General features: G+C 69.7%; 24 protein-coding genes. 12 read left to right on the plus strand and 12 right to left on the minus strand.

Annotated features, from left to right (window positions below; genetic code table 11):
- Positions 1-106 precede the first annotated feature (106 nt).
- From accB to ABIC63_RS09500, 3 genes are all read right to left on the minus strand, one after another.
- The gene (gene accB, locus ABIC63_RS09490; protein ID WP_017759072.1) at positions 107-574 is read right to left on the minus strand and encodes an acetyl-CoA carboxylase biotin carboxyl carrier protein; all 468 of its coding nucleotides are present in this window, start codon (positions 572-574) and stop codon (positions 107-109) included.
- A 98-nt stretch (positions 575-672) separates the two neighbouring features.
- Positions 673-1,221, minus strand: a complete 549-nt coding sequence (locus ABIC63_RS09495; protein WP_294373400.1) for a TlpA family protein disulfide reductase — start codon at positions 1,219-1,221, stop codon at positions 673-675.
- Entirely contained in the window at positions 1,218-1,808 is a 591-nt protein-coding gene (locus ABIC63_RS09500; RefSeq protein WP_354319564.1) for a hypothetical protein, read from the minus strand. Before ABIC63_RS09500 ends, ABIC63_RS09495 begins: the two co-directional genes overlap by 4 nt.
- A gap of 69 nt (positions 1,809-1,877) precedes the next feature.
- On the opposite strand from ABIC63_RS09500, the gene mpl reads away from it, so the two are divergent.
- Positions 1,878-3,353 (plus strand): UDP-N-acetylmuramate:L-alanyl-gamma-D-glutamyl-meso-diaminopimelate ligase, encoded by a 1,476-nt coding sequence (gene mpl, locus ABIC63_RS09505; protein WP_354319565.1) that lies wholly within the window; start codon positions 1,878-1,880, stop codon positions 3,351-3,353.
- A gap of 19 nt (positions 3,354-3,372) precedes the next feature.
- Positions 3,373-3,888: a cupin domain-containing protein gene (locus tag ABIC63_RS09510; RefSeq protein ID WP_354319566.1), complete on the plus strand. Its 516-nt coding sequence runs from the start codon at positions 3,373-3,375 to the stop codon at positions 3,886-3,888.
- Position 3,889: 1 nt separating this feature from the next.
- Here the strand turns inward: ABIC63_RS09510 and ABIC63_RS09515 are convergent, their stop codons facing one another.
- From ABIC63_RS09515 to rodA, 3 genes are all read right to left on the minus strand, one after another.
- Positions 3,890-5,005, minus strand: a complete 1,116-nt coding sequence (locus ABIC63_RS09515; RefSeq protein WP_354319567.1) for a 3-deoxy-7-phosphoheptulonate synthase — start codon at positions 5,003-5,005, stop codon at positions 3,890-3,892.
- A 228-nt stretch (positions 5,006-5,233) separates the two neighbouring features.
- Positions 5,234-6,694 (minus strand): metalloprotease TldD, encoded by a 1,461-nt coding sequence (gene tldD / locus ABIC63_RS09520; protein ID WP_294373415.1) that lies wholly within the window; start codon positions 6,692-6,694, stop codon positions 5,234-5,236.
- A gap of 194 nt (positions 6,695-6,888) precedes the next feature.
- Positions 6,889-8,043: a rod shape-determining protein RodA gene (gene rodA / locus ABIC63_RS09525; protein WP_354319568.1), complete on the minus strand. Its 1,155-nt coding sequence runs from the start codon at positions 8,041-8,043 to the stop codon at positions 6,889-6,891.
- A gap of 41 nt (positions 8,044-8,084) precedes the next feature.
- On the opposite strand from rodA, the gene ABIC63_RS09530 reads away from it, so the two are divergent.
- Genes ABIC63_RS09530 through ruvC form a run of 8 tightly spaced genes read left to right on the plus strand, consistent with a single transcriptional unit; the run spans position 8,085 to position 15,637 of the window.
- Positions 8,085-8,672 (plus strand): YqiA/YcfP family alpha/beta fold hydrolase, encoded by a 588-nt coding sequence (locus ABIC63_RS09530; protein WP_294373423.1) that lies wholly within the window; start codon positions 8,085-8,087, stop codon positions 8,670-8,672.
- Between the two features lie 48 nt (positions 8,673-8,720).
- Entirely contained in the window at positions 8,721-10,793 is a 2,073-nt protein-coding gene (locus ABIC63_RS09535) for a ribonuclease catalytic domain-containing protein (protein ID WP_354319569.1), read from the plus strand.
- Between the two features lie 20 nt (positions 10,794-10,813).
- The gene (locus ABIC63_RS09540; RefSeq protein WP_294373429.1) at positions 10,814-11,680 is read left to right on the plus strand and encodes an energy transducer TonB; all 867 of its coding nucleotides are present in this window, start codon (positions 10,814-10,816) and stop codon (positions 11,678-11,680) included.
- A gap of 40 nt (positions 11,681-11,720) precedes the next feature.
- Positions 11,721-12,587: a shikimate dehydrogenase gene (aroE, locus tag ABIC63_RS09545; RefSeq protein ID WP_294373432.1), complete on the plus strand. Its 867-nt coding sequence runs from the start codon at positions 11,721-11,723 to the stop codon at positions 12,585-12,587.
- Complete coding sequence (gene mtgA / locus ABIC63_RS09550) at positions 12,587-13,330, plus strand: monofunctional biosynthetic peptidoglycan transglycosylase (protein WP_354319570.1); 744 nt, start codon at positions 12,587-12,589, stop codon at positions 13,328-13,330. The genes aroE and mtgA overlap by 1 nt, the downstream gene beginning before the upstream one ends.
- Positions 13,331-13,352: 22 nt before the next feature.
- The gene (locus tag ABIC63_RS09555) at positions 13,353-14,000 is read left to right on the plus strand and encodes a lysophospholipid acyltransferase family protein (RefSeq protein ID WP_017761555.1); all 648 of its coding nucleotides are present in this window, start codon (positions 13,353-13,355) and stop codon (positions 13,998-14,000) included.
- Between the two features lie 15 nt (positions 14,001-14,015).
- Entirely contained in the window at positions 14,016-15,083 is a 1,068-nt protein-coding gene (locus tag ABIC63_RS09560; protein WP_294373434.1) for a phosphatidate cytidylyltransferase, read from the plus strand.
- 5 nt (positions 15,084-15,088) lie between these two features.
- Positions 15,089-15,637, plus strand: coding sequence for a crossover junction endodeoxyribonuclease RuvC (ruvC, locus tag ABIC63_RS09565; RefSeq protein ID WP_354319605.1), 549 nt, complete (start codon positions 15,089-15,091; stop codon positions 15,635-15,637).
- A 56-nt stretch (positions 15,638-15,693) separates the two neighbouring features.
- Here the strand turns inward: ruvC and ABIC63_RS09570 are convergent, their stop codons facing one another.
- Entirely contained in the window at positions 15,694-16,659 is a 966-nt protein-coding gene (locus ABIC63_RS09570; RefSeq protein ID WP_354319571.1) for a LysR family transcriptional regulator, read from the minus strand.
- 101 nt (positions 16,660-16,760) lie between these two features.
- On the opposite strand from ABIC63_RS09570, the gene ABIC63_RS09575 reads away from it, so the two are divergent.
- Both ABIC63_RS09575 and ABIC63_RS09580 read left to right on the plus strand, forming a co-directional pair.
- Complete coding sequence (locus tag ABIC63_RS09575) at positions 16,761-17,774, plus strand: tripartite tricarboxylate transporter substrate binding protein (protein ID WP_354319572.1); 1,014 nt, start codon at positions 16,761-16,763, stop codon at positions 17,772-17,774.
- The gene (locus ABIC63_RS09580) at positions 17,771-18,832 is read left to right on the plus strand and encodes a maleylacetate reductase (RefSeq protein WP_354319573.1); all 1,062 of its coding nucleotides are present in this window, start codon (positions 17,771-17,773) and stop codon (positions 18,830-18,832) included. Before ABIC63_RS09575 ends, ABIC63_RS09580 begins: the two co-directional genes overlap by 4 nt.
- A gap of 31 nt (positions 18,833-18,863) precedes the next feature.
- Here ABIC63_RS09580 and ABIC63_RS09585 read toward each other — a convergent pair whose 3' ends face one another.
- From ABIC63_RS09585 to ABIC63_RS09605, 5 genes are all read right to left on the minus strand, one after another.
- Entirely contained in the window at positions 18,864-19,040 is a 177-nt protein-coding gene (locus ABIC63_RS09585) for a hypothetical protein (RefSeq protein WP_017759907.1), read from the minus strand.
- Between the two features lie 18 nt (positions 19,041-19,058).
- A complete protein-coding gene (gene lpxC / locus ABIC63_RS09590; RefSeq protein ID WP_354319574.1) occupies positions 19,059-19,982 on the minus strand; it encodes a UDP-3-O-acyl-N-acetylglucosamine deacetylase in 924 nt (307 codons plus the stop codon).
- Positions 19,983-20,298: 316 nt separating this feature from the next.
- A complete protein-coding gene (gene ftsZ / locus ABIC63_RS09595) occupies positions 20,299-21,519 on the minus strand; it encodes a cell division protein FtsZ (RefSeq protein WP_043117752.1) in 1,221 nt (406 codons plus the stop codon).
- Between the two features lie 166 nt (positions 21,520-21,685).
- Positions 21,686-22,915, minus strand: coding sequence for a cell division protein FtsA (ftsA, locus tag ABIC63_RS09600; protein ID WP_017759904.1), 1,230 nt, complete (start codon positions 22,913-22,915; stop codon positions 21,686-21,688).
- Between the two features lie 56 nt (positions 22,916-22,971).
- Positions 22,972-23,772, minus strand: coding sequence for a cell division protein FtsQ/DivIB (locus ABIC63_RS09605; protein WP_354319576.1), 801 nt, complete (start codon positions 23,770-23,772; stop codon positions 22,972-22,974).
- Position 23,773 lies beyond the last annotated feature (1 nt).

Here is a 23,773-nt window from a genome sequence, read left to right on the forward strand (position 1 = left end):
CGCCCGCACGCTGCGCGTGCCAGTGCGATGTGCCGGCCTTCGGCCGTCCGCGCCAGCGCGCGAGCGCCGCGGTTCGCGACCAGGATCTTCTTGAACATTCAGGCGCTCACTCGATGATGAACAGCGGCTGGCCGTATTCGACGGCTTGGCCGTTCTCGCCGAGGATCTGCTTGACGGTGCCCGACTTGTCGGCCTCGATCTCGTTGAGGATCTTCATCGCCTCGATGATGCAGAGGGTGTCGCCCTCCTTCACCTGGGAGCCGACCTCCACGAACGCGGCGGCGCCGGGACTGGAGGAGCGGTAGAACGTGCCGACCATGGGCGACTTCACCACATGGCCCGAGGGCGCCGCCTCTGCGGACGCAGCGGCCGGCGCCGCAGCTTGCGCTGCCGGGGCAGCCGCCATGACGGCAGGCGCCGCTGCCGCGGGCATGGCAGCCTGGACATACTGAACGGGGGCGGCTTCGCCCGCCTTGACGATGCGCACCTTGCCTTCGGCTTCGGTGATCTCGAGTTCGGAAATATTGGATTCAGACACCAGGTCGATCAGTGTCTTGAGTTTGCGCAGATCCATGATTCTCCAGCGCCGGCCGCGGAGGCCGTCTATCGAACTTGCTTGAAAGTCGGCGTACGTCGGCGTTTTGACGCCATCTGCCGAGAAGGTCGCGGATTCTAGCCGTGAACCACTGCGCGCTGCCAAGCCTGCAGGTCAGCCGGCTCGACCTTGCCCATTCTACGGTCGCGCACGGCACCGCCCGAATCGAGCACGAGCGTGAAGGGCAGGCCGCCGCTGTCATTGCCCAAAGCCTTGACCAGCGACAGGGCCTGCGCGCCTGCGATGCCGATCGGGAAAACCACCGGAAGCCGCGCCAGGAACCTGTCCACGGGCTCCGCGCGATCGACGGCGATGCCGACCACCTGCCAACCATTGGCCGTGTTTTCGCGGTGGAAACGGTCGAGCAGCGGCATCTCCTCGACACAGGGGGGACACCAGGTCGCCCAGAAATTGACCAGCGTCGGCTTGCCGCGCAGCGCCGCGAGGGCCAGCTCGCCACCGCCGGGCCGCGGGAGGCGCAGCGACCACAGCGCGTCCGGGACCTCCCCCGTTGCCGACACGCCGACCTGCGGCTGTTCACGATGCCGCCACAGTGCCAAGCCCGCGCCGGCGGCCACCGCGGCGGCACCGCCATACGCCAGCCACTGCCGACGGTTGGCTGTCATTGCCCCTCCTCCACCAGGCGCCGGACCGACGCCAGATCGCCCCGGGGTGTGCGCCCCTGGCTGTCGGGCCGCAAGGCACCGCGCAGGTCGTCCAGGTCATAGATCATCAGGTGCACCCCCACTTCGGTACCCAGTTCGCGGCTGCGGGCATGGACGCTGAGCGCCTCGACGCTCTCGCCGTGGAAGCCGGTCACGGTACGGGGCTCGTACTCGACATGGTGGTCGATGAGCGCGATTTCCGCCGACTTGGAGTCATCGCAGAACAGTTGGATATAGATGTCGCTCAGGCGGGTGGCGGTCCCGTGCCAGACAGAACCCCCGAGATGCGGCCTGAAGGCCGCCATGTGCTCCATCCATTCGAGCGCCAGCCGTCGCAGTGCCTGCAGTTCGGCCGGCTGGGTGTCGGCGCAGAAGATGCGGATGTAGTCGCGCACCTCCTCCTCGACCTCGTCGTTGCCGGGCAGGGCCGTGCGTTGCGGCAGGCCGAGGTCGCGCAGGGCACGGCGCTTGGCAGGGCCGTATTCGAGCCCCTCCTCCACGATGAGGCGGGCAGCGGCGGCAGCGATGTCGCGCTTGGCGGAGTCCATCGGCGCATTGTGCCGCCGCGAGGCCGGCCCCGGGGCGGACGGCCCTGCGGCCCTTCCTAGAATCCGCCGATGCATATTCACATCCTCGGCATCTGCGGAACCTTCATGGGTGGCCTGGCCGCCCTGGCCCGCGAGGCCGGCCACCGCGTCACCGGCTGTGATGCGGGCGTCTATCCGCCGATGAGCACCCAGTTGCGCGAGCTCGGCATCGAACTGCTCGAAGGCTATGGCGCGGACCAGTTGGCGCTCGCGCCCGACATGTTCGTGATCGGCAATGTCGTCTCCCGTGCGCGACTGGCCGATGGCCGTCCCAAGTTCCCGCTGATGGAAGCGATCCTGGACGCCGGCGCGCCCTACACCAGCGGCCCGCAGTGGCTGGCCGAGCATGTGCTGCAGGGCCGCCATGTGCTGGCCGTGGCCGGCACCCATGGCAAGACCACGACCACCTCGATGCTGACCTGGGTGCTGGAGCAGGCGGGCCTGCAGCCCGGATTCCTGGTGGGCGGCGTGCCGCTGGACTTCGGCGTTTCCGCGCGCCTGGGTCGCGGGGCTGCCGAAGCCCTCGCCTCGACGGGCATGGAAGAAGCGGCCGTCGCTTCCGCGGCGCGAGCAAGCCATCCAGCCCCCTTCGTCATCGAAGCCGACGAGTACGACACCGCCTTCTTCGACAAGCGCAGCAAGTTCGTCCACTACCGGCCGCGCACGGCGGTGCTGAACAACCTGGAGTTCGACCACGCCGACATCTTCGACAACCTGGCGGCCATCGAGCGGCAATTCCACCACTTGGTGCGAACCGTGCCCTCCACCGGCCGATTGGTCGTCCACGCGGGCGAACAGAGCCTGGAGCGGGTGTTGGCCCAGGGCTGCTGGAGCGAAGTCGCCCGCTTCGGCGAGGCGCCGGAAGCACCGTGGCGCGCCCGCGGCCCCGCCCATGCCTTCGACGTGCTGCGCGGCGACGAGGTGGTCGGCCGCGTCGAGTGGGCGCTGAGCGGCCAGCACAACCAGGCCAACGCGCTGGCCGCCATCGCCGCGGCCGAGCATGTGGGCGTGGCGCCGGCGCAGGCCGCCGAGGCGCTCTGCCGCTTCCGCAATGTGCGACGCCGCATGGAACTGCGCGGCGAAGTGGCGCGGCAGGGCGGCGAGCCGATCCGCGTCTACGACGACTTCGCCCACCATCCGACCGCCATCCAGACCACGCTGGATGGCCTGCGCCAGCGGCTGGACGCCGACGGGCGCCAGGGCGAGCGCATCGTGGCGATCTTCGAGCCGCGCAGCAACACCATGAAGCTCGGCACCATGGCCGCCCAGTTGCCGGGCAGCCTGCGCGACGCCGCCCTCGCCTTCTGCCACACGGCCGGCCTGGACTGGGACGTGGCCGGCGCGCTCGCGCCGATGGCCGAACGCGCGGTCTGCTTCGACAACGTCGACAGCCTGGTCGAGGCCGTGGCCGCTGCTGCGCGACCGGGCGACCATCTGGTTTGCATGAGCAATGGCGGCTTCGGCGGTATCCATGGCAAGCTGATCGCCGCATTGCAGGCCGCCTGAACGCCGGAGAACCCACCACATGGCCCAAGCCACATCGCGCGCCCGGCAGCTGATCGAGACGCTGCAACTGCAGCCCCATCCCGAGGGCGGTTGGTACCGCGAGGTGTTCCGCGCACCGACCCCGGTGCAGCCCGCCGACCACCGGGGACCGCGTGCGGCACTGACCAGCATCTACTTCCTGCTGGAGGCCGGCCAGCATTCGCGCTGGCACCAGGTGCTGTCGGACGAACTCTGGGTGCATCTGGAGGGCGTGCCGCTCACCCTGTGGACCGCCGACGCCGCCTTCCGCACGGCGCCGGCCCATGTTCGCCTGGCCCCGGTGGACGTCCACGGCGGCCGCCCCCAGCACATGGTGCCCGCCGGCCAGTGGCAGGCGGCGCAACCCGTGGCCACGCACAGCGCCGGCGACTACACGCTGGCCGCCTGCGCCGTCGCGCCGGGCTTCGACTTCGCCGACTTCACGCTGATGGATGCCCAGGGCGAGGTGGCCGCCGCCGTGCGGCACCACTGGCCCGCACTGGCTTCCTTCATCTGATTCAACCGCGACGTTTCTTCACCGCCTGCGACAGCACATCCAGCAGGCTGCGCGAATCGTCCCACCCCAGGCAGGCGTCGGTGATGCTCTTGCCGTATTCCAGCGCCGACGGCACATCCTTGCCCGGCGAGAACTTCTGCGCGCCGGCCTGGATGTGGCTTTCCACCATCACGCCGAAGACCTTGCGGCTGCCGCCGGCGATCTGCTCCGCGATGTCCCGTGCCACGTCGACCTGTTTCTGGTGCTGCTTGCTGCTGTTGGCATGGCTGCAGTCCACCATCAGCGTGGGGGGCAGCCCGGCGGCCTCGAGGTCGCGGCAGGCGATCTCGACGCTGGCGGCGTCGTAGTTGGGCGCCTTGCCGCCACGCAGGATCACGTGGCAATCCTTGTTGCCATTGGTCTGCACGATGGCGACCTGGCCGTTCTTGTGCACCGACAGGAAGTGGTGGCCGCGCGCCGCCGCCTGGATGGCGTCGGTGGCGATGCGGATGTTGCCGTCGGTGCCGTTCTTGAAGCCGATGGGCGCCGACAGGCCAGAGGCGAGCTCGCGGTGCACCTGGCTCTCGGTGGTGCGCGCGCCGATGGCGCCCCAGGCGATCAGGTCGCCGATGTACTGGGGCGAGATCACGTCCAGGAACTCGCTGCCCGCCGGCAGGCCCAGGCGGTTGATGTCGATGAGCAACTGGCGCGCCATGCGCAGACCCTCGTCGATGCGGTAGCTCTCATCCAAGTACGGGTCGTTGATCAGGCCCTTCCAGCCGACGGTGGTGCGCGGCTTCTCGAAGTACACCCGCATCACGATCTCCAGCGAGTCGGCGTACTTGTCGCGCTCGGCCTTCAGGCGGCGGGCGTAATCCAGGGCCGCGGCGGGGTCATGGATGGAACACGGCCCCATCACCACCAGCAGCCGGTCGTCCTGGCCGGCCATGATGTTGTGGATGTTGCGGCGGGTGTCGGTGATCAGCTTCTCGACGGCCGTGCCATGGATGGGGAAGAAGCGGATGAGGTGTTCCGGAGGGGGCAGCACGTTGATGTCCTTGATGCGTTCGTCGTCGGTCTGGCTTGTTTTCTCGACGGGCGCATACCAGGGATTGGCGGTGGCGTTGCTGCTGTTCATGGGAACGATCCTTCTTGTGGGTTGATGTGTGACGGAAAACGGGGGACGAAAAAAAACCGCCGGGCTTTTGGCACCGGCGGTTTTTGAGGGTTGGGTTGTTGCGTTTACGCGCGCGCCTCTCGTCCGCCGGAGTCCGGGAACCAAAAGTAGGCAAAGTAATAAGCGCGTTGAGCGAACATGGAGCCCGACTCTAGCACGTGAAAACGGCTTGCCAAGCTGTATTTATGTTCAGGCCGTGCCGCCGACGGTGAGGCGGTCGATGCGCAGTGTGGGCTGGCCCACGCCCACCGGCACACTCTGGCCTTCCTTGCCGCAGGTGCCCACGCCGGTGTCCAGCTTCATGTCGTTGCCGATCATGCTCACGCGCGTCAGCGCGTCCGGGCCGTTGCCGACGATGGTGGCGCCCTTGACCGGGTAGAGCAGCTTTCCCTTCTCGACCCACCACGCCTCGCTGGCCGAGAACACGAACTTGCCGCTGGTGATGTCGACCTGGCCGCCGCCGAAGTTGATGGCGTACAGGCCCTTGTCGATGCTGGCGACGATCTCGTCCGGATGGCGGTCGCCGCCGAGCATGTAGGTGTTGGTCATGCGCGGCATGGGCAGGTGCGCGTAGCTTTCGCGCCGGCCGTTGCCGGTGGGCGCGACGCCCATCAGGCGGGCGTTGAGCGAATCCTGGATGTAGCCCTTGAGGATGCCGTCCTCGATCAGCACATTGCGCTGGCTGGGGTTGCCCTCGTCGTCCACGTTGAGCGAACCGCGGCGGTCGGCGATGGTGCCGTCGTCCAGCACCGTGACGCCCTTGGCCGCCACGCGCTGGCCGAGGCGGCCGCTGAAGGCGCTGGAACCCTTGCGGTTGAAGTCGCCTTCCAGGCCGTGGCCCACGGCCTCGTGCAGCAGGATGCCGGGCCAGCCGGGGCCGAGCACCACGGTCATCTCGCCGGCCGGGGCCGGGCGCGACTCGAGGTTGGTCAGGGCCGAATTGACGGCATGGTCCACGTACTCGGCGATTTGCTCATCGCCGAAATAGGCCAGACCGAAGCGGCCGCCGCCGCCGCCGGAGCCGATCTCGCGGCGGCCGTTCTGTTCGGCGATGACCGTGACCGACAGGCGCACCAGCGGCCGCACGTCGGCGGCCAGCGTGCCGTCGGCGCGCGCCACCAGCACCACGTCGTATTCGCTCGCCAGGCCTGCCATGACCTGCGCGATGCGCGGGTCGCGGCTGCGGGCCAGCTTCTCGACCTTTTCGAGCAGCGCCACCTTGGCCGTGCTGTCGAGTGTGGCGATGGGATCGATGCCACCGTAGAGCTGGCGACTGGGCGCCACCTTGCGCGCGGGCGCCTTGACCCGGCCCGACTTGCCCGCCGCGGCGATGGCGCGCACGGTGCGGGCGGCATCGAGCAGCGAGGCCTCGGAGATGTCGTCGGAATAGGCGAAGGCGGTCTTCTCGCCGCTCACCGCCCGCACGCCCACGCCCTGGTCGATGGAGAAACTGCCCGTCTTGACGATGCCTTCCTCCAGGCTCCAGCCCTCGGCGCGCGTGTACTGGAAGTACAGATCCGCGTCGTCCACCTTGTGTGCGCGGATCTCGGCCAGGGCCTTTGCGAGGTGCGTCTCGTCAAGCCCGAAGGGCGTAAGCAACAGCTGCTGCGCCGTGGCCAGGCGCTCGAGGGTGGGTTCGCGGGAGATCATCGGCAGATTATTGCTCGCGCCTCCGGACGATGCCCCCGTCCTCGCGGATCGGCAGGCCGGGGATCAGGGGCAATGCCAACGCTGAGCGCGCGGCTGCTGCAGACGGGTCGGGGCGCGTAGAGCCGGATCGGGGCGTGGGGCCGACGGCGCAAGCGCTCGCCAGATGCGACAGGCTTGGCGCGACGACCGGAAGATCAGGTCTGCATCAGGCGCCGCGAGCGCGCGATCGACATCAGGATGCCCAGCCCCAGCCCCAGCGTGACCATGGCCGTGCCGCCATAGCTGACGAAGGGCAGCGGCACGCCCACCACCGGCAGGATGCCGCTGACCATGCCCATGTTCACGAAGGCATAGGTGAAGAAGATCATCGTCACGGCGCCGGCCAGCAGCCGCGAGAACAGCGTCGGCGCCGACGAGGCGATGGCCAGCCCGCGGAAGATCAGGAAGATGAAGCCGCAGATCAGGAACAGGTTGCCGGCCAGGCCGAATTCCTCGGAATACGCGGCAAAGATGAAATCGGTGGTGCGCTCGGGAATGAACTCCAGGTGCGTCTGCGTGCCCTGCATGAAGCCCTTGCCGCCCAGCCCGCCGGAGCCGATGGCGATCATGCCCTGGATGATGTGGAAGCCCTTGCCCAGCGGGTCCCGGAAGGGATCGAGCAGCGTGCACACGCGCTGGCGCTGGTACTCGTGCAGGATGCGCCAGTCCACGCCGTCGGCACACAGTTGCGGCTCGTACCAGACGATCAACGTCACGACGATGGCGATGATGATCACCGGCGGCACGATCAGCTTCCAGGGCAGGCCGGCGAAGAAGATGACCGACAGCCCCGCCGCCAGCACCAGCAGCGAGGTGCCCAGGTCGGGCTGCTTCATGATCAGGCCCACCGGCACCGCCAGCAGCACGAAGGAGACGACGAAGTCCAGCGGCCGCAGCTGGCCCTCGCGGCGCTGGAACCACCAGGCCAGCATCATCGGCATGGCGATCTTGAGGATCTCGCTGGGCTGGATCACCACGCCCACGTTCAGCCACCGCGTGGCGCCCTTCTTGGTGACGCCGAACAGCGCCACCGCCACCAGCAGCGTGACGCCGAACGCATACAGGGGCACCGCCAGGCTCATCAGCCGCTGCGGCGGCACCTGGGCCCCCAGGAACATGATGCCCGCTGCCAGCAGCATGTTGCGGCCATGGTCCGAGAAGCGGGTGCCGCTGTCGTAGCCGGAGGAGTACATGGCGACCATGCCGATCGAGGCCAGCACCACCAGCGCGAGCACCAGCAGGACGTCGAAGCCCTGGAACACAGGCGCGATGCGGCGCAGGAGCGAGGGGCGCTGGAAGACGGCAGACATGAGGCGCGCGATTATCCGCGTGCGCCGCTACAGTGCGGCAAATGTCGACCACCCACCTGCTCTACCTGCATGGCTTTCGCTCGTCGCCCCAATCGGCCAAGGCGCGGCTGATGGCGGCGCGGATGGCGGCGCGGCATCCGGCGGTGCACTGGTGGTGCCCGCAGCTGCCGCCCTCGCCGCGCGCGGCGGCAGAACTGATCGCGCAGGGCACCGCCGACTGGCCCAGCGACAGGATGGCCGTGGTCGGCTCCTCGCTCGGCGGCTTTTATGCGACCTGGCTGGCGGCGCACACCGGCTGCCGTGCGGCGCTGGTCAACCCGGCCGTCGATCCGGCACGCGACCTCGAAAAATACATCGGCGAACAGACGGCCTGGCACGACCCCGAGGCGCACTTCTTCTTCCGCCCCGAGTACATCGACGAGCTGCGCGCCCTGCAGGCCGGCGCGCTGCCGCACCCGGAGCGCCTGATGGCCGTGATCGCCAAGGGCGACGAGGTGCTGGACTGGCGCGAGATGACGGCGCGCTACCCCGGCAGCCTGCTGCGCGTGGTCGAGGGCGGCGACCATGCACTGTCCGATTTCGAGACGACCCACCTGGACGCCGTGATCGCCTTCCTGCAACCGGCCTGAGCCCGCCGCGGGCCCGGCGCGCCGCGGGGCGCGTGTGACAATCGCCAGATGTTTGTGTTGTTCGAAGAAGCCGGCAAGTACCTCGGCGGCCGTGTGCTGTCCGAGGCCGAAGCGTCGGCGCAGGTGGAGCTCGATAGCGGCAAGCGCGTCAAGGTCAAGGGCGCCAACATCGTGCTGCGTTTCGACAAGCCGGCGCCCGCCGAGCTGATCGCCGAAGCGCGCGCGCTGGCCGCCACGATGGACCTGGATCTGGCCTGGGAATTCGCGTCTGACGAGGAATTCGGTTTCGCCGAACTCGCGGCCGACTATTTCAGCGACAAGCCCACGCTGGCGCAGCAGGCCGCCGCCCTCTTCGCCCTGTTCGACGCGCCCCACTACTTCCGCCGCAGCGGCAAGGGGCGTTTCCGCAAGGCACCCGCCGAGATCGTGCAGCAGGCCCTGGCCGCCATCGAGAAGAAGAAAGCCATCCAGGCGCAGATCGGCGAATGGTCGGCCGAACTGGTGGCCGGCCGCTGCCCGGCGCCCATCCGCGAGCAGCTCTACCGCATCCTCTTCAAGCCCGACAAGAACGCGCCCGAATACAAGGCCGTGGTCGAGGCCGCCCGCACCGCCCAGCGCCCGCCACTGGAGCTGCTGACCACCGCCGGCGCCATCGACTCGTCCTACCAGTTCCACTGGAAGCGCTTCCTGTTCGAGAACTTCCCCAAGGGCACGGGCTTTCCGGCTTCGCTCAGCGCGCCCGCGGTGGCGGACGACCTGCTGCTGGCCGAGGGTGTGGAAGCCTTCTCCATCGACGACTCGCAGACCACCGAGATCGACGATGCGCTGTCGGTGCAAGGCCTGGGCAGCGGCACGGTGACCGTCGGCGTGCACATCGCGGCGCCCGGCCTGGCGCTGGCGCCCGGCGACGCGCTGGACCAGGTGGCGCGCGCGCGCATGTCCACCGTCTACATGCCGGGTCACAAGATCACCATGCTGCCCGACGCCGTGGTGCAGACCTACACCCTGCTCGAAGGCGCGCCGCGCCCGGCGGTGTCGCTCTATGCCCGCTTCGACGAGGCCACGCTGGCGCTGCAGGGCATCGAGACGAAGATCGAACGTGTGCCGGTGGTCGCCAACCTGCGCCACGACCAGCTCGATGCGGTGATCGACGAAACCTGGCTCGAGGCGCCCGCACCCACCGGTGGCCCCGCCGAGGCGCAGCGCCTGCATGCGCCGCTGGCCTTCCTGTTCCGCCTGGCCAAGGCGCTGAAGGCGCAGCGCGAAGTGGTGCGCGGCAAGCCCGAGAGCTTCAACCGCCCCGACTACAACTTCCGCCTGGTCGGCCATGAGGACCGTGCCGAGCCCGACGGCAGCGAGACCGTGCAGATCACCACCCGCCGCCGCGGCGCGCCGCTGGACCTGATCGTCTCCGAGGCCATGATCCTGGCCAACAGCAGCTGGGGCGGCTGGCTGGGCGAGCTGGGCGTGCCCGCGCTCTACCGCAGCCAGGCCAGCCTGGCGCCCGGCATCAAGGTGCGCATGGGCACCAAGGCCCTGCCGCACGCCGGCCTGGGCGTGAAGAGCTACGCCTGGAGCACCTCGCCGCTGCGCCGCTACACCGATCTGGTCAACCAGTGGCAGATCATCGCGGCCGCGCGCCACGGCAAGACCGCTGCGCTGGCCGCGCCCTTCAAGCCCAAGGACGCAGGCCTGTTCTCCATCCTCTCCGGCTTCGACGCGGCCTACACCACCTACAACGCCTACCAGGCCGGCATGGAGCGCTTCTGGACGCTCAAGTACCTGCAGCAGCACGGCATCCGCGAGCTGGAGGCCACACTGGTGCGCGATGCCGGCGGCGGCGAGGCACTGGCCCGCGCCGACACGCTGCCGCTGGTGCTGCCGGTGATCGGTGCCCAGGGCCTGCCGCGCGGCGCGCGGGTGCGGCTGCGCCTGGGCGACATCGACGAGATCGCGCTGGCCGTCAATGGCAGCGTGATCGAGCGCCTGGACGCCGAGGCCTCACCCGCCGCCGACGATGCCGAGGCCGACGAGGAAGAAGCCGCCACCGGCGCGCTGACCATCGCCGTCGATGTGAACGACGCCGAACCCGAGGCCCCCGCGCCCGCCCCCGCGGCCTGATCCTGCATCGCTTCTCCGCCATGCGCCTGGCCGACCTGACTCCGCTGCAGATGGCACTGGGTGTGTCGGTGCTGGTGCATGCGGCGGTGCTGGGCGTGCGCGTGGCCGACCCGGCCGCCTTCGACCGCGTGCTGCAGGAGTCGCCGCTGGAGATCATCCTGGTCAACGCCCGCAGTTCGCAGACCGACCTGCCGGCCAAGCCGGCGGCCCTGGCCCAGGCCACGCTTGCCGGCGGCGGCGACCTGGAGCGGGGCCGCGCCACCAGCCCGCTGCCGCCCTCGGCCTTCCGCGCCGTCGGCGATTCCGACCAGGACGCCCAGCGCCGCATCGAGGCGCTGCAGGAGCAGCAGCAGATGCTGCTGGCCCGCGTGCGCAAACAACTGGCCGCCCTGCCCGCGCCCGACCCCAGCCGCACCGGCCAGACCGCCGACAGCACCGCGCAGGAAGAGCGCCGGCGCCAGTTGCTGGACCTGCTCGCCGAGATCGAGCGGCGCGTCAACGAAGAGAACGCCCGCCCAAAGCGCCGCTACATCAGCCCCTCCACGCGCGAGGTGGCCTATGCAGGCTATGTGGACGCGCTGCGCCGGCGCATCGAGGCGCGCGGCACGCTGAACTTTCCCGAGGCGCGGGGCCAGAAGCTCTACGGCCAGCTCACGCTGCTGATCACCGTCAACCACGACGGCCGCCTGCTGGCGACCGAACTGGTGGAAAGCTCCGGCAATGCCGACCTGGACCGCCGCGCCCAGGCCATCGTGCGCAGCCTGGGCAACTTCGGCACCTTCACCGACGCCATGCGCCGCCAGGCCGACCAGATCGTGCTGCCCTCGCGCTTCCGCTTCACCCGCGACGAGACGCTGGAGACCCAGGTGTCCGCCACGCCGCAGTGAGCCGTCCCCCGCCTTTTTCCTTCGACCGCATCAGAACCCCATGGACCGCTACTGCGTGATGGGCAACCCGGTGGCGCACAGCCGCTCGCCGTGGATCCACGCCCGCTTCGCCCAACTCACCGGCCAGACGCTGGACTACGGACGCCGCGAGGTCGCACCGGGCGCCTTCGCGCAGGCCGTGGCCGACTTCCGCCGTGAGGCGCAGGAGGCCGGCGACCGGGCCGGCGGCTGCAACGTGACGGTGCCCTGCAAGTTCGACGCCGCCGCGCTGGCCGGTGATCGCCTGAGCGCGCGCGCCCGTCTGGCCGGCGCGGTCAACACCCTGCGCTTCGACGAGGACGGCCATGTGCACGGCGACAACACCGATGGCGCCGGCTTGGTGGCCGACATCGTGCGCCATGCCGGCCGCGCGCTGGCGGGCGCGCGGGTGCTGCTGATCGGCGCGGGTGGCGCGGCGGCCGGCGTGATGGGGCCGCTGATCGAGGCGGCGCCTTCGCGCCTGGTGGTGGCCAACCGCACCGCCGCCAAGGCCGAGGCGCTGGTGGCGCAGCATGCCCACCTGGCCCGCGGCACGGATTGCGAGCTTCAGGCCGCCGGCCTGGACGGCCTGGGCGATGCCCGCTTCGACATCGTCGTCAACGGCACCGCCTCCAGCCTGGCGGGTGACGGCGTGCCCGTGCCGGCCAGCGTGCTGGCCGAGGGCGCCCTGGCCGTGGACATGATGTACGGCCCCGCCGCCGCCGGCTTCATCGGCTGGGCCCAGGCCCACGGCGCCATCGGTCGAGACGGCCTGGGCATGCTGGTCGAGCAGGCGGCCGAGGCGTTCGCCGTGTGGCGCGGCGTGCGGCCCGATGCGGCGCCGGTGCTGGCCGATCTGCGCGCCCTGGTCGACGCCAAGCCCGCATGATGCGTCCGCTCGGTCGCTGGCTGGTCTGTCTGCTGCTGGCAGGCGTGGCGCTGCAGCTGTTCTTCCTGCTGCGCATCGCGCTCATGCTGGTGCTCGATCCGCAGTCCACCAGCTTCCAGCGCTCGGAGATGTGGCGGCTCGCGCGGCAGGACGGGCCGCGCGCACAGTGGAGCCAGACCTGGTTGCCCTACGAACGCATCGCCGATCCGCTCAAGCGCGCCGTCATCGCCAGCGAGGATGCCGCCTTCGTCGAACACGGCGGCGTGGAATGGGAGGCCATCGAACGTGCCCGGCAGCGCAACGCGCGCGCCGAGGAGCTGGCTGCGCGCCGGGCCGCCCGTGCCACCGCGCAGGGTCGGCCCACCCGCCCGCCGCAGCTGCGTGGCGGCTCCACCATCAGCCAGCAGCTGGCCAAGAACCTGCTGCTGTCGGGCGAACGCACGCTGCTGCGCAAGGGCCAGGAGCTGGTGCTGACGCAGCTGCTGGAGCTCTTCCTGGGCAAGCGCCGCATCCTGGAGATCTACCTCAACAGCGTGGAATGGGGCGAAGGCGTCTTCGGTGCCGAGGCCGCGGCGCGCCACTACTTCGGCAAGGGCGCCGACCGCCTGACGGCCAGCGAGGCGGCGCGGCTGGCCGTCATGCTGCCCAGCCCCAAGTTCTACGAGAAGCGGCCCTACTCGTCCTACCTCAATGGCAGGGCTTCGACCATCGTTGCGCGCATGGGCGCGGTCGAGCTGCCCTGACCCCCGCCCGTATCATCGACCGATGTACCTTGCCAAGCTGACGGGCGCCCTGCTGCTGGGCGTCACGCGCCTGCTCACCGGGGCCCAGGCGCGCTGGTGGGGCTGCCCGCCCAAGGCCGAGCAGCGCATCTACTTCGCCAACCACCAGAGCCACATCGACCTGGTCATGATCTGGGCCGCCCTGCCTGGCGAACTGCGCAGCATCACCCGGCCCATCGCGGCCCGCGACTACTGGGCCAATTCGCCCTTCAAGCGCTGGATCACCACCGAGGTCTTCAACGCCATCTATGTGGAGCGCGGCGGCACGCCCGCACCGGCCGAGGACGGCGCCGCGCCGCCCGACCCGATGGCGCCGCTGCAGCCGCTGATCGAGGCGCTGAAGAGCGGCGACTCGATCATCATCTTTCCCGAAGGCACGCGCGGCCATACGGGCGTGCCGCAGAAGTTCAAGTCGGGCCTCTACACGCTGGCGCAGATGTTCCCGGAGGTGGTGCTGGTGCCGGCCTGGATCGACAACGTCCAGCGCGTCATGCCCAAGGGCGAGGTGGTGCCTGTGCCCATCCTCTGCTCGGTGACCTTCGGCGCGCCCATCCGCATCGAGCCGGGCGAGGAGCGGCGGGCCTTCCTCGACCGGGCGCGCGAGGCCGTGATCGCCCTGCGCGACGTGTAGGAAGGACGGCGCCTCATGGAGAACTTCCTTCGCAACCTCGGCCCCTCGGAGCAGGTGGCCGCCCTCTTCCTGCTGGTCTTCGGCATCCTGGCCCTGGTCAGCGCCGCCCTCTTCTTCGTCGGCCTGCGCGAGCGCCGCAACCCCGTGCACGGGGAGGCCTGGGAAGAGGAGCTCGTGCACCTGCGCGCCCTGCTGCGCACCACCTGGGTGATGGTCATCGTCTTCTGGATCGGCTGGGCGCTCGGCGAGACGGTGGCCACGGTACTCTTCGGCCTGATCGCCTTCCTGGCGCTGCGCGAGTTCATCACGCTATCGCCGACGCGGCGCGGCGACCATCGCAGTCTGCTGCTGGCCTTCTTCGTGGTCCTGCCGATCCAGTTCGTGCTGGTGGGCACGGCCCGCTTCGACCTGTTCACGGTGTTCATCCCGGTCTATGCCTTCCTGGCGCTGCCCACGGCCGCCGCGCTGGCGGACGACCCGGACCACTTCCTGGAGCGCAATGCCAAGCTGCAGTGGGGCATCATGGTCTGCGTCTACGGGCTGTCGCATGTGCCGGCGCTGCTGCTGCTGCAGTTCCCCGGCTACGCCGGCAAGAACGCCTTCCTGGTGTTCTTCCTGGTCGCGACGGTGCAGACCTGCATGCTGGTGCAGCACCTGATCTATCGGCACCTGGCCGCCTCCGGCAGCGACAGCCAGGCCGGCCCACCGGCGCCGCCCGGCCGTGGCGGCCTGCTGCGCCAGATCCTGCGGCCCCGCGCCCCCATCGCGCCGCATGTCAGCCGCAGCTTCAACTGGGCCAGTTGGGGCGTGGGCATGGGCGTGGCCAGCTTCGTGGGTGCGCTGCTTTCGTTCATCACGCCCTTCCATTTCTGGCAGGCCTTCGTGGCCGCGCTGGTGGCCTGTGTCGCGGGCTCCATGGGCCACCTGGTGATGAAGGCCCTCAAGCGCGACCGCGGCGTGCCGCACTGGGGCCGCAAGGGCGTGGGCATCACCGGGGCCAACGGCCTGCTGGATCGGGTGGATGCGCTGTGCTTCGCGGCGCCGATCTTCTTCCACTCCGTCCGTTGGTACTTCAACGCATGAGGACGATGCGCGTACTCGGCATTGATCCTGGCTTGCAGACCACCGGCTTCGGCGTGGTGGATGTGGACGGCCCTTCGCTGCGCTATGTGGCCAGCGGCACCATCAGCACGCGACACCTGGGCAGCACCGACCTGCCGGCGCGGCTCAAGGTGCTGTTCGATGGCATCGGTGAGCTCAGCCAGCGCTACCAGCCGGATGCGGCGTCGGTGGAGATCGTGTTCGTCAACGTCAACCCGCAGTCCACGCTGCTGCTGGGTCAGGCGCGCGGCGCCTGCCTGACGGCGCTGGTGACCAGCGGCCTGCCGGTGGCCGAGTACACGGCCACGCAGATGAAGCAGGCGGTGGCAGGCCATGGCCGTGCCGCCAAGGATCAGGTGCGGGAGATGGTGCGACGGCTGCTGGAATTGCCCGGGCTGCCCGGCAGCGACGCCGCCGACGCGCTGGGCCTGGCCATCACCCATGCGCAGGTGGGTCGGGTGCGGGCCCGCCTCGGCCAGGCCACCACGCTTCAGCCGCGGGCCAGCGGGCTTTACAAGGGCGGGCGCTCGCGCTGACGCACCGACCCGAGGACCGAGGTCCGGGCACACGCGCCGAGACAGGCCGGGCGCAGTTAAACGGCTGGCGAGAGGAGAGCCGGCGAGTCCTGCTGCAGCGCTGTCTCGCTGTCGCTCACCCAGCTCGCGGAGCGGCCGATGCGGTCCAGCAGGTGCTCGGTGAAGGCACGGACCTTCACATTGGCGCGCGGCGCCGCCCGCAGCATGAAGATGCCGCTGGCCGGCTGAGGCGGTGCGCCCTCCAGCACCAGTTCGACGATGCGGCCCGCGGCCAGGTCTTCGCCGATGGCCCAGTTGGGCATCAGCGCGATGCCCAGGCCCTGCGCGGCGCAATGGCGGCGCGAGTCGCAGTCGTCGCTCTCCAGCACGAAGTGCGGCGGCCGGCTCCAGTCGAAGCCGTCCAGTTCGCGCCAGCCACGGGCGCTGGTGCTGTGCTGGCGGTCGATCAGGCGGTGATGGGCCAGGTCCTCGAAGCGCTCGGGCCGCCCGTGGCGCGCCAGGTAGGCGGGCGAGGCGCCCATGATGTAGCGCTGGCTCCCGATGCGCTGGCCCACCAGGCTGCTGTCGGGCTGCGGGCCGATGCGGATCACCAGGTCGAAGCGCTCCCGCACCGGATCGACCAGGCGCTCGGTCAACTCCAGTTCCACCCGCAGCGCCGGGTGGCGCTCGAACAGCGAGCCCAGGTGCGGCACCACGTGGCGGCGGCCGAAGGCCGGCACGCAGCTCACGCGCAGCAGGCCCTGCACGCTGCGGTCGAGCGAGACGACCTCGCTGCGCGCGTCGGTCATGTCGCGCAGGATCTTGCGCGCCCGCTCCAGCAGCAGCACGCCCGCCTCGGTGGGCACCAGCGCGCGGGTGGAGCGGGTGAAGAGCGGCACCTTCAGGTCCTGCTCCAGCGCATCGATCTGGCGTGCGACCGAGGAGGCCACCATGCCACGCCGCCGCGCCACCGCCGAGAAGCTGCCGGCCTCGGCCACGTCGACGAAGACGGCCAGGGATTCGGCGAAGCGGATCGATTCCATCTGTGCAAACCTCGCAAAGGCGTTTGGCGGCAGCGGCGGATTCTGCAGACGCCACGCAAAGAATAGCATCCAGCCCACTTCACAAGAACCAGGAATCGACCATGTTCCAGCAAGAGACAACGCGCGGCGGCGCCTCCCGCCGCAGGCTGATCGGCCAGGGCCTTTCACTCGGCATTGGCCTCGGCCTGGGCCTTCTGGCGGCCGGCACCGCGGTGGCGCAGGCGGCCTTCCCCTCGCGCCTCGTGACCATCGTCGTGCCCTTCGCGGCCGGCGGCACGGTCGACAAGGTGGCGCGCCAGATCCAGGAGCCGCTGGCCGCCCGCCTGGGCCAGCAGGTGATCGTCGACAACCGCGGCGGTGCCGGCGGCACCATCGGCATGGCGCTGGTGGCCAAGGCACCGCCCGACGGCCACACGGTGGCGATGGTGTTCGACTCCTACGCGACCGAGCAGCACATCTATCCCCGGCTGACCTACTCCACCGAGCGTGATCTCACCGGGGTGTCGTACATCGCCCGTTCGCCCATGGTGCTGGTGGTGCCGGCCAGTTCGCCCTACCGGACGCTGCAGGACTATGTGGCAGCTGCCAAGGCCGGCAACGGCGTCTCCTATGCCTCGGTGGGGGCCGGCAGCTCCAACCACCTGGCGGCCGAGCTCTTCCTGGAGACCGCCGGCGGCAAGGGTACGCACGTGCCCTTCAAAGGCGGCGGCCCAGCCATGACCGACCTGATGGGCAGCCATGTGGATTCGATGATCGCCAGCCTGCCGCTGGTGCTGCCGCAGGTGCAGAGCGGCAAGCTGCGCGCACTGGCCGTGACCTCGCCGCAGCGAAGCGCGGCCCTGCCCGACGTGCCGGCCGTAGCCGAGCGCTACAAGAGCTTCGAGCTCTATTCCTGGGTCGGCATGGTCGCGCCCGCCAAGGTGCCGGCGCCGGTGCTCGACCGCCTGGCGGCCGACGTGACCGCGACGCTGCGCCAGCCCGAGGTGGCCAAGCGCCTGGCCGATGGCGGCTTCGAGGTGGTGGCCGGCTCGCGCGAAGCCATGAACCAGCTCGTTCGCAGCGAGAGCGCCCGCTGGGGCCGCCTGATCAAGGCCCGCAACATCGTCGCCGAATGAAGCCCTTCGTCTACGAGAGCCGGGCGCAGCGCGTGCTGTTCGGCAACGGCACGCTCGCGAAGGTCGCGGCGGAAGTCGATGCCCTGGGCGCGCGCAAGGCGCTGGTGCTGTGCACGCCACCGCAACGCGCCCAGGCCGAACAGGTGGCCGGGCTGCTCGGCGAGCGGGCGGCAGGCGTGTTCGACGGCGCGGTTATGCATGTGCCCATGGCGGCCGCGCGCGAGGCCCGCGCCGTGGCGCAGCGCCTGGGCGCCGACTGCGCGGTGGCGGTGGGCGGCGGCTCCACCATCGGTCTGGGCAAGGCCATCGCACTGGATTCGGGCCTGCCGATCCTGGCCGTGCCCACCACCTATGCCGGCTCGGAGATGACGCCCATCTACGGCCTGACCGACGAAGGTGTGAAGCGCACCGGCCGCGACCCGCGCGTGCTGCCGCGCACGGTGATCTACGACCCACAGCTCAGCCTGGGCCTGCCCGTGGGCCTGTCGGTGGTCAGCGGCATCAACGCCATGGCCCATGCGGCCGAGGGCCTGTATGCCGACGACGCCAACCCGGTGACGCAGCTGATGGCCGAGGAAGGCCTGGCCGCGCTGGGCCGCGCCCTGCCGGCCATCCATGCCGACAGCGGCGATCAACAGGCCCGCGCCGATGCCCTCTACGGCGCGTGGCTGTGCGGCACGGTGCTGGGCAGCGTGGCCATGGCCCTGCACCACAAGCTGTGCCACACGCTGGGCGGCAGCTTCAACCTGCCGCATGCCGAGACCCACACCATCGTGCTGCCGCATGCGCTGGCCTACAACGCGCCGGCCGCACCGGTGGCCATGGCCCGCATCGCCCGGGCCCTTGGGGCGGAGGACGCACCACGAGCGCTGCACGAACTGGCGCGGCGGCACGGCGCCCCGGTGGCACTGAAGGAGATCGGCCTGCGCGAAGAGGACCTGGACCGCGCCTGCGCGCTGGCGATGCAGAACCAGTACCCCAACCCCCGTCCGCTGGAGGCCGCCGCCCTGCGCCGGCTGCTGCAGAACGCCTACGAGGGCATGCCGCCGTCGGCGTGAGGCCGGGCGGCTGCGGCCCTGCTGCCGCCGCTCAGGCCAGCCGCTCGGCGATCAGCACGGCAAAGAAGCCGAGCGCCGCCAGGAAGGTCCACTTGAAGACGATCCAGCCCAGGCGCCGATAGCGCATCTGGCCGGTGGCCGCATAGAAGGCGAAGCACACGCCCGCCACCAGCAGCAGGAGAAGGATGACCCAGCGGAAAAGCAGCATGCGGATGCGGCGGGCGCCTTACCAGGCGCGAGCGATCTCGCCGAAGCCGTGCGGGGCCTGGCGCGTGTCCTCGAAGGTCACGATCTCGTAGGCGTCGGACTGGGCCAGCAGTTCCCGCAACAGCTTGTTGTTGAGCGCATGGCCCGAGCGGAAGGCGCTGTAGGCCGCCAGCAGGGGCTTGCCGACGATGTAGAGGTCACCCATGGCGTCCAGGATCTTGTGCTTGACGAACTCGTCGTCGTAGCGAAGGCCGCCGGCATTGAGCACCTTGTGGTCGTCCATGACGATGGCGTTGTCCAGCCCGCCGCCCAGGGCCAGGCCCTTGCTGCGCATGTACTCGACTTCCTTGGTGAAGCCGAAGGTACGCGCGCGGGCGATGTCGCGGGCGTACTGGCCCACGCTCAGGTCGAACTCGTAGCGCTGGCCGGTGGCATTGACCACGCGGTGGTCGAAGTCGATCTCGAAGCTCAGTTTGAAGCCGTGGTAGGGCTCCAGCCGGGCCCACTTGAGGTTGTCGCCCTCACCCTCGCGCACCTCCACGGGCCGCAGTACGCGGATGAAGCGGCGCGGCGCCTTCTGCAGTTCGATGCCCGCGCTCTGCAGCAGGAAGACAAAGGACGATGCCGAGCCGTCGAGGATCGGCACCTCGTCGGCCGTGATGTCGATGTAGAGGTTGTCCAGCCCCAGGCCGGCGCAGGCCGACATGATGTGCTCCACCGTCTGCACCTTGGCGCCGCCGGTGGAAACCGTGGACGCCAGGCGGGTGTCGGTCACCGACTCGGCCCGCATGGGGATGTCCACCGGCTCGGGCAGATCCACCCGCCGGAACACGATGCCCGTGTCCGCCGGCGCGGGCCGCAGCGTCAGCTCCACGCGCTGTCCGCTGTGCAGGCCGACGCCCACGGCGCGGGTGATGGACTTGAGGGTTCGTTGTTGCAGCACGGCGCGGATTGTAATTTTGGCCACCCCGCGCCAACCCCACTCTTCGGCCTATGACCGTGATAGCCGTAAGGAGGCGTAAGTGCCCGCAGGCAGGCAAGACGAACGAAAACGCCACGCATCGAACCCGGTGCGTGGCGCTTTTGCTTGGACTCCGCACCGCAGCCGCGGGCTGCCGGTGCCTTCAGTCAAGCGCAGGCGATTGATGGGTCAGACGGCGTAGCGAGCGCCCCGAGGTTGCGCCGAGCATCGCAGCCGTACTTGGGTACGGCGAGAAGCGCAGGCGCAAGATCGGGGCGCGCAGTAGCCGTATGCCCCATCAATCAGCTTGGCGGCGGAGGAAGGCGGGGATCTCGAAATCGTCCATGCCGCCAGAAGACAGCGCATCCACCTTGGCAGCAGCCATCGTGCGGTTCGTGCGCCACACGCTGGGCACGGCCATGCCGTCGTACTTGGCCTGGCCGGCCGCGCCGGCGGCCACGCCGTTGGCCAGCGCGCCGCCCAGCGTCGGGACCTGGAAGGCCACGTTGTCGGTGCCGGTGCGGATGACCTGCAGCTCGGGCTGGCCACGGCCGGCGGCCGGGCGCGACAGGCCGGTGGCCACCACCGTGACGCGCATGTCGTCGCCCAGGCTGTCGTCGTAGGCGGCGCCGTAAATGACGTTGGCTTCAGGCGAGGCGTAGGCGCGGATGGTGTTCATCGCCAGCTTCGATTCCGACAGCTTCAGCGAGGCCTTCGAGGCCGTCACCAGCACCAGCACGCCCTTGGCGCCGGACAGGTCGATGCCCTCCAGCAGCGGGCAGGCCACGGCCTGCTCGGCGGCGATGCGGGCGCGGTCCGGGCCGTTGGCCGAGGCGGTGCCCATCATGGCCTTGCCGGGCTCGCCCATCACGGTGCGCACGTCCTCGAAGTCGACGTTCACGCCGCCGTACTCGTTGATGATTTCCGAAATACCGCCGACGGCGTTCTTCAGCACGTCGTTGGCATGCGCGAAGGCCTCGGCCTGCGTCACCTCGTCGCCCAGCACTTCGAGCAGCTTCTCGTTCAGGATGACGATCAGCGAGTCGACATTCGCCTCGAGTTCGGACAGGCCCGACTCGGCGTTGTTCATGCGCTTGCCGCCTTCCCAGTCGAAGGGCTTGGTGACCACGCCGACGGTGAGGATGCCCATCTCCTTGGCCACGCGGGCGATGACGGGCGCCGCGCCGGTGCCGGTGCCGCCGCCCATGCCGGCGGTGATGAACAGCATGTGGGCGCCGTCGATGGCGGTACGGATCTCGTCCACCGCCGCCTCGGCCGCCTCGCGGCCCTTGTCGGGCTTGCCGCCGGCACCCAGGCCGTTGTTGCCCAGCTGGATCAGCTTGGGCGCGCCGCAGCGGTTGAGGGCCTGGGCGTCGGTGTTGGCGCAGACGAACTGCACCCCCTGGACGCCCCGCTCCATCATGTGGGAGACGGCATTGCCGCCGCCGCCGCCGACACCGATCACCTTGATCTGCGTGCCTTGGTTGAACTCTTCGACTTCGATCATTTCGATGGGCATCATGAACTCCTGGATCCTTGCAGTTGCTGCTTGACTGACGTTGCTGTTGTTGTCTGGGGCGTGGTGGTGGAGGAAGAGGTCGAGGCTTCCTGCGGTGGCGGCGGCCCCGTACGCCGCCATCGCTCGTTGAAATGGATGAGGTGGAGCCGAGGTGCTGCGTGGCGCATCAGAAATTCCCCACGATGAAATCCTTGAATCGGCCGAAAGCCGTCTTCACTGAACCATTTTTTTGCGCGACCTTGTAGCCGCGCATGCGTGCATGACGGGCTTCTTCGAGCAGGCCCATGACGGTGGCGGCACGCGGCTGGGCCACCATGTCCGACAGGGCGCTGGCGTACTTGGGAATGCCGCGGCGCACCGGCTTGAGGAAGATGTCCTCGCCCAGCTCGACCATGCCCGGCATGACGGCGCTGCCACCGGTGAGCACCACGCCGGACGAGAGCACTTCCTCGTAGCCCGACTCGCGCACCACCTGCTGCACGAGCTGGAAGATCTCTTCCACCCGCGGCTCGATCACGCCGGCCAGGGCCTGCTTGCTCAGCATGCGCGGGCCGCGGTCGCCCAGGCCGGGCACCTCGACCTGCGTCTCGGGGTCGGCCAGCAGCTGCTTGGCGAAGCCGTTCTCGACCTTGATGTCCTCGGCGTCCTTGGTCGGCGTGCGCAGCGCCATGGCGATGTCGCTGGTGATCAGGTCGCCGGCGATCGGGATCACGGCCGTGTGGCGGATCGCGCCGTTGGTGAAGATGGCCACGTCGGTGGTGCCGGCGCCGATGTCCACCAGGCACACGCCCAGTTCGCGCTCGTCCTCGGTCAGCACCGCCAGGCTGGACGCCAGCGGGTTCAGCATCAGCTGGTCCACCTCCAGGCCGCAGCGGCGCACGCACTTGATGATGTTCTCGGCCGCGCTCTGGGCGCCGGTGACGATGTGCACCTTGGCCTCCAGGCGCATGCCGCTCATGCCGATCGGCTCCTTCACGTCCTGGCCGTCGATCACGAATTCCTGCGGCTCCACCAGCAGCAGGCGCTGGTCGCTGGAGATGTTGATGGCGCGCGCCGTCTCCACCACGCGGGCCACGTCCGTGGTGCTGACCTCGCGGTCCTTCACGGCCACCATGCCGCTGGAGTTGATGCCGCGGATGTGGCTGCCGGTGATGCCGGTGTAGACGCGGCCGATCTTGCAGTCGGCCATCAGCTCCGCTTCCTTGAGCGCCTGCTGGATGCTCTGCACAGTGGCGTCGATGTTGACCACCACGCCGCGCTTGAGGCCGTTGGACGGTGCCACGCCCAGGCCGGCGAGCTTGAGCTCGCCGCCCGGCAGCACCTCGGCCACCACCGCCATCACCTTGGCGGTGCCGATGTCGAGTCCGACGACCAGGTCCTTGTAGTCTTTGGCCATGATGTGTGAGTGTTCCCTCGGGGCTCTCGTTCGTTCTGTCTGTCTGTACGTCGGACCTAGCGCCGCCGGGCCGCGGCGGCGGCAGGTGCATCGGCCGAGACGGTGGTGACGCCGCGGATGCGCACCGCATAGGCGTCGGCATGGCGCAGGTCGGCGCTTTCGATGGATTCGATGCTGCGGCCGTACTGGGCGGCCACATGGCGGGCGCTGAGCAGGAAGCGCCGCACGCGCGCCACCACCTCCTCGGGCGTGCCGCGGCCGATCTCCACGGTGGCGCCGGAGTCGAGCACCGCCTGCCAGCCACCGCGGGTGGACAGCCGCAGCTCGGTGAGCTTCAGGCCGCTGCCGTCGAAGGCCGGAGCCAGCTCGCGGTACATGCCCAGCACCTGGCTGGCCTGGTCGTCGGGGCCTTCCAGCCGCGGCAGGTCGTCGCCGGCCTCGTCGGTGTTGGCCTCAAAGACCTCGCCATAGGTGTTGATCATGCGGGACTCGTCCTCGGCGCCCCACAGCGCGGCCGGCACATGCTCGGTGAGCGTGGCGCGCAGCGCGTTCGGGAACTCGCGCCGCACCACGGCCTTGCGCACCCAGGGCACCGACTCGAAGGCCACGCGGGCGCGCTGCAGGTCGACCGTGAAGAAGTTGCCGGCCAGCCGCGGCGCGACGTTGGCCCGCAGGGTGATCGGGTTGTTGTGCGTCACGTCGCCGTCCACACGGATCACGCCCAGCGGCAGGAAGGGCTGGCGCAGCACCCACCAGCCGCCGGCGGCGAGCAGCATCAGCCCGCACAGCGCGTACAGGACGGTCGCCGTGAGGTTCATGAGGCGCACGTCCAGCGGGACTGCGATGCCGTCGGCCATG

The sequence above is a fragment of the Pseudacidovorax sp. 1753 genome (assembly GCF_040544975.1).
Classification (GTDB): Bacteria; Pseudomonadota; Gammaproteobacteria; order Burkholderiales; family Burkholderiaceae_C; genus Xenophilus.